The sequence below is a fragment of the Saccharopolyspora sp. NPDC002578 genome (assembly GCF_053592695.1).
The window spans coordinates 139,861-147,679 of sequence record NZ_JBSFWJ010000006.1; the positions used below are offsets into that span (position 1 = coordinate 139,861).

Annotated in this window: 7 protein-coding genes and 1 rRNA gene; 6 read left to right on the top strand and 2 right to left on the bottom strand. The window is 70.9% G+C overall.

Annotation, left to right across the window (positions count from 1 at the left end; translation table 11 throughout):
* Nucleotides 1-34: 34 nt before the first annotated feature.
* The 6 genes from ACWD38_RS05545 to ACWD38_RS05570 all read left to right on the top strand — a co-directional run bounded on the left by ACWD38_RS05545 (nt 35) and on the right by ACWD38_RS05570 (nt 5,448).
* The gene (locus ACWD38_RS05545) at nt 35-730 is read left to right on the top strand and encodes an alpha/beta hydrolase (RefSeq protein WP_246456672.1); all 696 of its coding nucleotides are present in this window, start codon (nt 35-37) and stop codon (nt 728-730) included.
* Nucleotides 727-1,998, top strand: a complete 1,272-nt coding sequence (locus ACWD38_RS05550; protein ID WP_450123436.1) for an NAD(P)/FAD-dependent oxidoreductase — start codon at nt 727-729, stop codon at nt 1,996-1,998. Before ACWD38_RS05545 ends, ACWD38_RS05550 begins: the two co-directional genes overlap by 4 nt.
* Complete coding sequence (locus ACWD38_RS05555) at nt 1,995-2,723, top strand: DUF1365 domain-containing protein (RefSeq protein ID WP_184477379.1); 729 nt, start codon at nt 1,995-1,997, stop codon at nt 2,721-2,723. The genes ACWD38_RS05550 and ACWD38_RS05555 overlap by 4 nt, the downstream gene beginning before the upstream one ends.
* Nucleotides 2,720-3,997 (top strand): class I SAM-dependent methyltransferase, encoded by a 1,278-nt coding sequence (locus tag ACWD38_RS05560; RefSeq protein WP_450123437.1) that lies wholly within the window; start codon nt 2,720-2,722, stop codon nt 3,995-3,997. Before ACWD38_RS05555 ends, ACWD38_RS05560 begins: the two co-directional genes overlap by 4 nt.
* Before the next feature lie 96 nt (nt 3,998-4,093).
* Nucleotides 4,094-4,693, top strand: a complete 600-nt coding sequence (sigK, locus tag ACWD38_RS05565) for an ECF RNA polymerase sigma factor SigK (RefSeq protein ID WP_184477375.1) — start codon at nt 4,094-4,096, stop codon at nt 4,691-4,693.
* On the top strand, nt 4,690-5,448 hold the full coding sequence (locus ACWD38_RS05570; RefSeq protein WP_184484758.1) for an anti-sigma factor: 759 nt from the start codon (nt 4,690-4,692) through the stop codon (nt 5,446-5,448). The genes sigK and ACWD38_RS05570 overlap by 4 nt, the downstream gene beginning before the upstream one ends.
* Before the next feature lie 398 nt (nt 5,449-5,846).
* Here ACWD38_RS05570 and ilvD read toward each other — a convergent pair whose 3' ends face one another.
* On the bottom strand, nt 5,847-7,541 hold the full coding sequence (gene ilvD / locus ACWD38_RS05575; RefSeq protein ID WP_450123438.1) for a dihydroxy-acid dehydratase: 1,695 nt from the start codon (nt 7,539-7,541) through the stop codon (nt 5,847-5,849).
* A gap of 190 nt (nt 7,542-7,731) precedes the next feature.
* Nucleotides 7,732-7,819 (bottom strand): 5S ribosomal RNA (gene rrf / locus ACWD38_RS05580); the annotation flags it as partial.

Below are 7,819 nucleotides of genomic sequence, written 5' to 3' on the forward strand. Positions count from 1 at the left end.
CACTGAGACCAGTCCGGGCGGGGGCGAGCTCCGAATGGCGGGTATGCACACCCAGCAGCGGCTCGGCGACACGGCCGGGCAGTTCCCACCGCGACCCGCGGTGCACGTCCTGCGCTCCCGCGCGGACGCGCCCCGGACCGTCGTGCTGGTCCTGCACGGAGGCCGGGCCACCAGCCAGGCCCCGGTGCGCCGCTACCAGCTCGCCTACCAGCGGATGCACGTGATGGCCCGGTCGTTGCGCCAGGCGACGGCGGGCAGCGCCGCCCAGGTGTGGCTGCTGCGCAACCGGCTGCGCGGGTGGAACGAACCGGCGCTGGACGCGTTGACCGACGCGCGCTGGGCGCTGGAACGCATCAAGACAGAACATCCGACGGCGCGGATCGTGCTGGTCGGGCATTCCCTGGGCGGCCGGGTGGCGCTGCGCCTGGCGGGCGACGAGGCGGTCGACGGCGTGTGCGGGTTGGCTCCCTGGCTGGAACCGGGCGAGCCGATCGAGCAGCTCACGGGCGGCCGGGTGCTCATCGCGCACGGCGACGCCGACCGGATCACCTCCCCCGAGCAGTCCGCCGACTACGCCCGCCGGGCGCTGCAGCTGCCGAGGCCGCCGTCCGTGACGTACGTGCGGGTGTCCGGCGCCGGCCACGCCATGGTGCGCCGCTGGACCGAATGGGAAGTGCTGACCAGGCGATTCGTCCGTGAACTGGCGACGGGAAACGAGGAGCAGCGATGAGCGAGACCGTGGCCGTCATCGGCGCAGGAGTGTCCGGGCTCACCGCCGCGCACCTGTTGCGGCGCCGCTACGACGTGCTGCTGTTCGAAGCCGACGACCGGCTCGGCGGGCACGCGCACACCCATGGCCTCACCACCGCCGACGGCCGCACTGTCCCAGTGGACAGCGGGTTCATCGTGCACAACGAACGCACCTACCCGAACCTGCTGCGGTTGTTCGGCGAACTCGGGGTCCGCACCCGCGACACCGAGATGTCGATGAGCGTGTCCTGCGCCGAATGCGGCCTGGAGTACGCGGGCGCGAAGCGGCTCGGCGGGCTGTTCGCGCAGCGCGGCAACGTCGTGCGCCCGCGTTACCTGGCGATGCTGGCGCAGGTCGCGCGGTTCCACCGGGCCGCGAACCGGCTGCTCGACGCCCCCGGCGAGCAGGCGGATGCGGTGACGCTGGGCAATTTCCTCGACGGGCAGGGCTTTTCGCGGTACTTCGTGCACCACTTCGCGCTGCCGCTGGTGTCGGCGGTGTGGTCGGCGGATTTCGAAGCGAGCAAGCGCTACCCGGCGCGCTACCTGTTCGCGTTCCTGCGCCACCACGGGATGCTGTCCGTCTCCGGCTCGCCGACTTGGCGCACGGTGGTCGGCGGCTCGCGGGAGTACGTGCGCCGCGCCGCCGCCGGACTGTCCGCAGTGCACATCAGCACTCCGGTGCGGTCGGTGGAGCGCACCGGTGAGCACGTCGAGATCCGGGACGAGAGCGACCGATCGCACCGGGTCGATCGCGTGGTGCTGGCCTGCCACGCCGATCAGGCCCTGGCGCTGCTGGCCGACCCCACGCCCGCCGAGACCAAGGTGCTGGGTGCGTTCGGCTACTCGGAGAACGAGACGTGGCTGCACACCGATACGAGCGTGCTCCCCGCCGCGCCCGGTGCGCGGGCCTCGTGGAACCACCACAAGCCGAGCTGCGCTGCCGATCCGGGGCACGTGCTGGTCAGCTACGACATGAACCGGTTGATGCGGCTCGCCGAACCGGAGGACTACCTGGTCACCCTCAACCCGGCGGGGCGGGTGCGCCCGGACCGCGTCCTCGCCCGGATGCACTACCGGCACCCCGTCTACACGCCGGATTCCGTTGCGGCGCAACGCCATCTGCCCGAACTGGGCGATGCCCGCACCCGGTTCGCCGGCGCCTACCACGGGTGGGGGTTCCACGAGGACGGCTGCGCCAGCGGAGTCCGGGCCGCCGAAGCGTTCGGCGCGGGGTGGCCCGCATGACCAGCGCCTCGATCTACCACGGCGCCATCACCCACACCCGGCACGGCGACGTGCCGAACCACTTCCGGCACCCGCTCTACACCTGGCTCGTCGACCTCGACGACCTGCCGCGGCCGCCGCGGTGGCTGCGGCCGTTCGCCCACTTCGACGCCTCCGACCACCTCGGCGATCCCCGCCGCAGCATCCGCCGGAACCTGGAGCGCTGGCTCGCGCTGCGCGGCGTGGAGCTCGACGGCGGGCGGGTCCTGATGCTGGCGCATCCCCGCGTGCTGGGGCACGTGTTCAACCCGATCACCGTGTACTGGTGCCACCGGCCGGACGGGGCGCTGCGCTGCATCGTCGCCGAAGTGCACAACACCTACGGCGAACGGCACGCGTACCTGCTGCACCCCGACGACTCCGGGCGAGCCGAGGTGGACAAGGAGTTCTACGTCTCCCCGTTCCTGCCCGAACAGGGCCGCTACGAGATGCGGTTCCAGCCGCCCGGCGACCGCCTGCACGTCCGCATCCGGCTGCGCGACGAGCACCGGCCGCTGCTGACCGCGGTGCTCACCGGCACCCGCGAACCCGCCACGACCAAGGCCATCGCGCGAGCCGTGCTGCGGCGACCGCTCGTGCCGCACCGGGTTTCCGCGCTGATCCGGCGCCACGGCATCGCGCTGTGGCTGCGCGGGCTCCGCATCGTCCCCCGACGCCCGCACGTCCACCAGGAAGGCATCCGATGAGCATCACCCTCCCGACACCGCCCCGCACCGGATCGGCCGAGCCCGACCGGTCCGACGCGACCGGGCGAGCTCCGTGGGACCTGCTCGGGCCGGCACCGCACTCGCCCGTGCGCGCCCACTTCGCCGAGAAGGTGTTCCGGCACGCGGTGCGCGACCTGCCCGTGCGCGTCGCGCTCGCCGGTGGCGAACGGCTCGGCGCGGGCGGCGCCGGAGCACCGCTGATGCGGATCCTCGACCCCGGCGCGTTCTTCCACCGCCTCGGCGCCGACTCGAAGATCGGCTTCGGCGAGTCCTACATGGCCGAGGAGTGGGACAGCCCCGAGCCCGCCGACCTGCTCACCCCGTTCGCCGAACGCCTCGCCACGCTCGTGCCGAAACCGCTGCAGGGCCTCCGGCGGTGGGTCGACGCCCCCAAGCCCGGCAGCGAACGCAACACCACCACCGGGTCGCGGCGCAACATCGAACGGCACTACGACCTGTCCAACGACGTGTTCGCCGCGTTCCTCGACGAGACCATGACCTACTCGTCGGCGCTTTTCACCGCCGGTGCCTCCGACCTCGCCGCGGCGCAGCGCACCAAGATGGACCGCGTCCTCGACCTCGCCGGAGTCCGCGCCGGAACCCGGCTGCTGGAGATCGGCACCGGGTGGGGTGCGCTCGCGATCCGCGCCGCCGAACGAGGAGCGCACGTCACCACGCTGACCCTGTCCACCGAGCAGCGGGAGCTCGCCCAGCGGCGCATCGCCGACGCCGGACTCACCGAACGCGTCGACGTGCAGCTGCGCGACTACCGCCACGCCGCGGGCTCCTACGACGCGATCGTCAGCGTCGAGATGATCGAAGCCGTCGGCTCCGAGTACTGGTCCGGCTACTTCGCCGCGCTGGACCGGTTGCTCGCGCCCGGCGGGCGCATCGGGTTGCAGGCCATCACCATGCCGCACGACCGGATGCTCGCCAGCCGTCGATCGCACACCTGGATCCACAAGTACATCTTCCCCGGCGGCGAAATCCCCTCGCTGCGCGCGATCGAGCAGACCGTCCGCGAGCACACCGGCTTACGCGGCACCGAACGGCACTCCTTCGGGCCCGACTACGCCACCACGCTGCGCACCTGGCGGGACACCTTCCGCCGGAACCGGGACGACATCACCGCGCAAGGCTTCAGCGACCGGTTCCACCGGATGTGGGAGTTCTACCTCGCTTACAGCGAAGCCGGATTTCGCGCCGGATACCTCGACGTGTGGCAGCTCGGATACCGCAAAGCGCTCACCTGACCCCGGCAGGTGCGCGGGCGCCACCCGCACACCGACGCGCTCGACCCTGCAGACTCGACACGATCCCACCCGGCACGGCGGTGAAGGGACCACGGAATGCAAGAACGACCACACTCCCGACCTCAGCGGTGGACACCGCCCGACGACGACGGACCCGACGCCCGCGCACTGATCGCCGAAGTCGCCAAAGGGGACGAACGCGCCTTCGAGCAGCTCTACGACCTGCTCGCCGGTTCCGTGTTCGCCCTGATCCAACGCGTCGTGCGGGACGCCGCGCAGTCCGAAGAGGTCACCCAGGAAGTGCTCGTCGAAGTGTGGCGGCGCGCCACCCACTACCGGCCCGACCGCGGCAGCGTGCAGACCTGGGTGCTCACCCTCGCGCACCGCCGCGCCGTCGACCGGGTCCGCTCCGCCCAAGCCGGGCGCGACCGCGAAGCCCGCGTCGGCGCGCAGCAGCACAGCAGGCCGTTCGACGAAGTCACCGAATCCGTCACCACCCGGTGGGAGCAGCGGCAAGTGCGACGCTGCCTGACCACCCTCACCGAGCTGCAGCGCGAATCCGTGCTGCTGACCTACTACCGCGGCTACACCTACCGGGAAGCCGCCGGCCTGCTCGACGCACCCGCGTCCACCGTGAAGACACGGCTGCGAGACGGGCTGATCCGACTGCGCGACTGCCTGGGGGTGGGCCGATGAGCTCCGAGCTCGCCACGTTGACCGGCGCCTACGTCGTCAACGCGCTGCCCGACGACGAACGAGCAGAATTCGAAGTGCACCTGACCACCTGCGAGGACTGCCGCCTCGAAGTGGGGGAACTGCGCGAAGCGGCCGCCCGGCTCGGAGCGGCCGAGCACACCGCTCCGCCGGACGAGCTCAAGCAGCGGGTGCTCGCGGAGATCAGCCAGACCCGGCAGGACCCGCCACCACCGGTCCTCGCCCGCACCGGACGGCGGCGGACGCACCTCCCCTGGGGAACCCGGTTGTCGGTCGCGGCCGCCGCCGTCGGAGTCGCGCTGGCCGCGGTCTTCGGCATCGTCGCGGTACGCGCGCAGCAGGAACTCGACGCGACCCGCGACCGCATGATCGCCGCCGGCGAGCGCGGCGCCGAGATCTCCGCGGTGCTGCAGTCCCCCGACGCCCGGGTGATCAACGCGCCCGGTCCCGACGGGATGCGGGCGACCACGGTCCTGTCCGCGCAGCAGGGCAAAGCGATGTTCATGACCACCGGCATGGCACCCGCGCCCGGTGACCGCGTCTACCAGCTGTGGTTCATCGAACCCGGCGGCACCGCCACCTCAGCGGGCCTGCTCACCGCGCCCACCGCCGACCGCACCGAACCCCTCATCGCCGCCATGCCCGCCAACACCGCCCAACTCGGCATCACCATCGAACCCCCCGGCGGCTCCCCCTCCCCCACCACCACCCCGATCATGACCCTCCCCACCACCTGACCCCAACACCTCCCGAAGTGAACGGACCGTTCGCCCAATCCCGTTGGACGAACGGTCCGTTCACTCACTCCCACTCCACCCCGCCACCAGCACCTGAGCGCCCCACCCGGTGCGGCGCCGGTGCCGTCATCTGGAGTGAACGGACCGTTCGTCCCATCTCGTTGGGCGAACGGTCCGTTCACTCGATCCCGCGGGTGGCGATTCGGGGGTGGGGTTTCGGGGTGAACGGACCGTTCGCCCAATCCCATTGGACGAACGGTCCGTTCACTTGATCCCGCTCGGATCCATCAACGGCACGTGAGCGATTCGGCGGTGGCGGGGTACCGGTGCGGGCAGTTGGGGTGAGCGGACTGTTCGTCCCGTGTCGTTGGGCGGGCGGGCCGTTCACTTTGGTGGGGTCAGCAGATGGCGCCTTCGGCGGCTGAGCCGACGAGGCGGGCGTACTTTCCGAGGACTCCGTGGCGGTGCTTCGGGGCGGGTGGCGTCCAGGCGGTGCGGCGGCGGGTCAGTTCGGCCTCGTCGACTAGCAGGTCGAGGGTGCGCGCTCTGAGGTCGAGGCGGATCGGATCGCCGTCGTGGACGAGCGCGATCGGGCCGCCGTCCGTGGCTTCGGGGGCGACATGGCCGATGCACAACCCGGTCGTGCCGCCGGAGAAGCGGCCGTCGGTGAGCAGCAGGACGTCCTTGCCCAGCCCCGCCCCTTTGATCGCGCCCGTCACGGCCAGCATCTCCCGCATTCCCGGGCCGCCCCGCGGGCCTTCGTACCGGATCACGACCACGTCGCCGGCTCGGAGCGTGTCGTCCTCCACCGCTTGCATCGCGCTCTGCTCGCCGTCGAAGACCCGTGCGGTCCCCTCGAACGACTCGGATTCGAAGCCCGCGCTCTTGACCACCGCACCTTCCGGAGCCAGCGAACCGCGCAGGATCGTCAGGCCACCCGTGGGATGCAGCGGGTTCGACAACTCGTGCACCACCTCGCCGTCGAGCTCCGGCGGGTCCAGTTCCGCGAGGTTCTCCGCGAGGGTGCGCCCGGTGACCGTCATGCAGTCACCGTGCACCAGGCCAGCATCGAGCAATGCCTTCAGCACCACCGGCACCCCGCCGATGCGGTCCACCGCCGGCATCACGTGCTTGCCGAACGGTTTCACATCCGCCAGGTGCGGGACCCGGTCGCCGACCCGGTTGAAGTCCTCCAGCCGCAGATCGACTTCCGCTTCCTTCGCGATCGCGAGCAGGTGCAGCACCGCGTTCGTCGACCCGCCGAAGGCCATCACCACCGCGATGGCGTTCTCGAACGCCTCCTTCGTGAGGATGTCGCGGGTCGTCAGTCCCCGCTCCAGCATGCCCACCACGGCCCGGCCTGCGTCTCGGGCGCTCACGTCGCGGCGCCGGTCCACCGACGGCGGACTCGCGGACCCCGGCAGCGACATGCCCAATGCTTCGGCCGCGCACGCCATGGTGTTCGCCGTGTACATCCCGCCGCAGGCGCCTTCGCCCGGGCAGATGGCCCGCTCGATGCGTTCCACCTCGTCCTCACCGATGAGTCCTCGCGCGCACGCCCCCACGGCCTCGAACGCGTCGATGATCGTCACCTCGCGGTCGTCGACCTTGCCGGGCAACGTCGAACCCGCGTAGACGAAGACCGAGGCGAGGTTCAGCCGGGCAGCGGCCATCAGCATGCCCGGCAGGCTCTTGTCGCAGCCCGCCAGCAGCACCGAGCCGTCCAGCCGCTCGGCCTGCATCACCGTCTCGACCGAATCAGCGATGATCTCGCGCGACACCAGCGAGTAGTGCATGCCGACGTGTCCCATCGAGATGGCGTCGGACACCGAGATGGTCCCGAACTCCATCGGGAAGCCACCGGCTTCGCGCACGCCCTCCTTGCCGGCCGTCGCCAATCGTTGCAGCGAGAGGTTGCACGGCGTGATCTCGTTCCAGGAGGAGGCCACCCCGATCTGGGGTTTCGCGAAGTCGGCGTCCTGCATGCCCACCGCCCGCAGCATGCCGCGGGCCGGGGAACGTTCGATCCCGTCGGTCACCTCGTGACTGCGAGGCTTCAAGTTCCGTGGTCCGGTGTGCTCGCCGCTAGTCATCTGGCCGACTGTAGCTGCGGCGACCGAATCGGACACCACAGCCGAGGGGCCACGAGGAGGATTCCGGCATGACAAAACCCTCCAGGTGGTCATCTGGAGGGCGAAGTGGAACGCGGCCGATGTCCGGAACGCCCTGGAAAAGCGAAAACGCCCCACAGTCATGGACTGTGGGGCGTTTCCCGATGAGTATTGTCGGCGGTGTCCTACTCTCCCACACCCTATCGAGTGCAGTACCATCGGCGCTGGAGGGCTTAGCTTCCGGGTTCGGAATGGGACCG

Bases quoted from the DNA above. Each gene is read 5' to 3' on its own strand.
- ACWD38_RS05545 (WP_246456672.1), top strand. From the start codon at position 35: ATGGCGGGTATGCACACCCAGCAGCGGCTCGGCGACACGGCCGGGCAG.
- ACWD38_RS05550 (WP_450123436.1), top strand. From the start codon at position 727: ATGAGCGAGACCGTGGCCGTCATCGGCGCAGGAGTGTCCGGGCTCACC.
- ACWD38_RS05555 (WP_184477379.1), top strand. From the start codon at position 1,995: ATGACCAGCGCCTCGATCTACCACGGCGCCATCACCCACACCCGGCAC.
- ACWD38_RS05560 (WP_450123437.1), top strand. From the start codon at position 2,720: ATGAGCATCACCCTCCCGACACCGCCCCGCACCGGATCGGCCGAGCCC.
- sigK (WP_184477375.1), top strand. From the start codon at position 4,094: ATGCAAGAACGACCACACTCCCGACCTCAGCGGTGGACACCGCCCGAC.
- ACWD38_RS05570 (WP_184484758.1), top strand. From the start codon at position 4,690: ATGAGCTCCGAGCTCGCCACGTTGACCGGCGCCTACGTCGTCAACGCG.
- ilvD (WP_450123438.1), bottom strand. From the start codon at position 7,541: ATGACTAGCGGCGAGCACACCGGACCACGGAACTTGAAGCCTCGCAGT.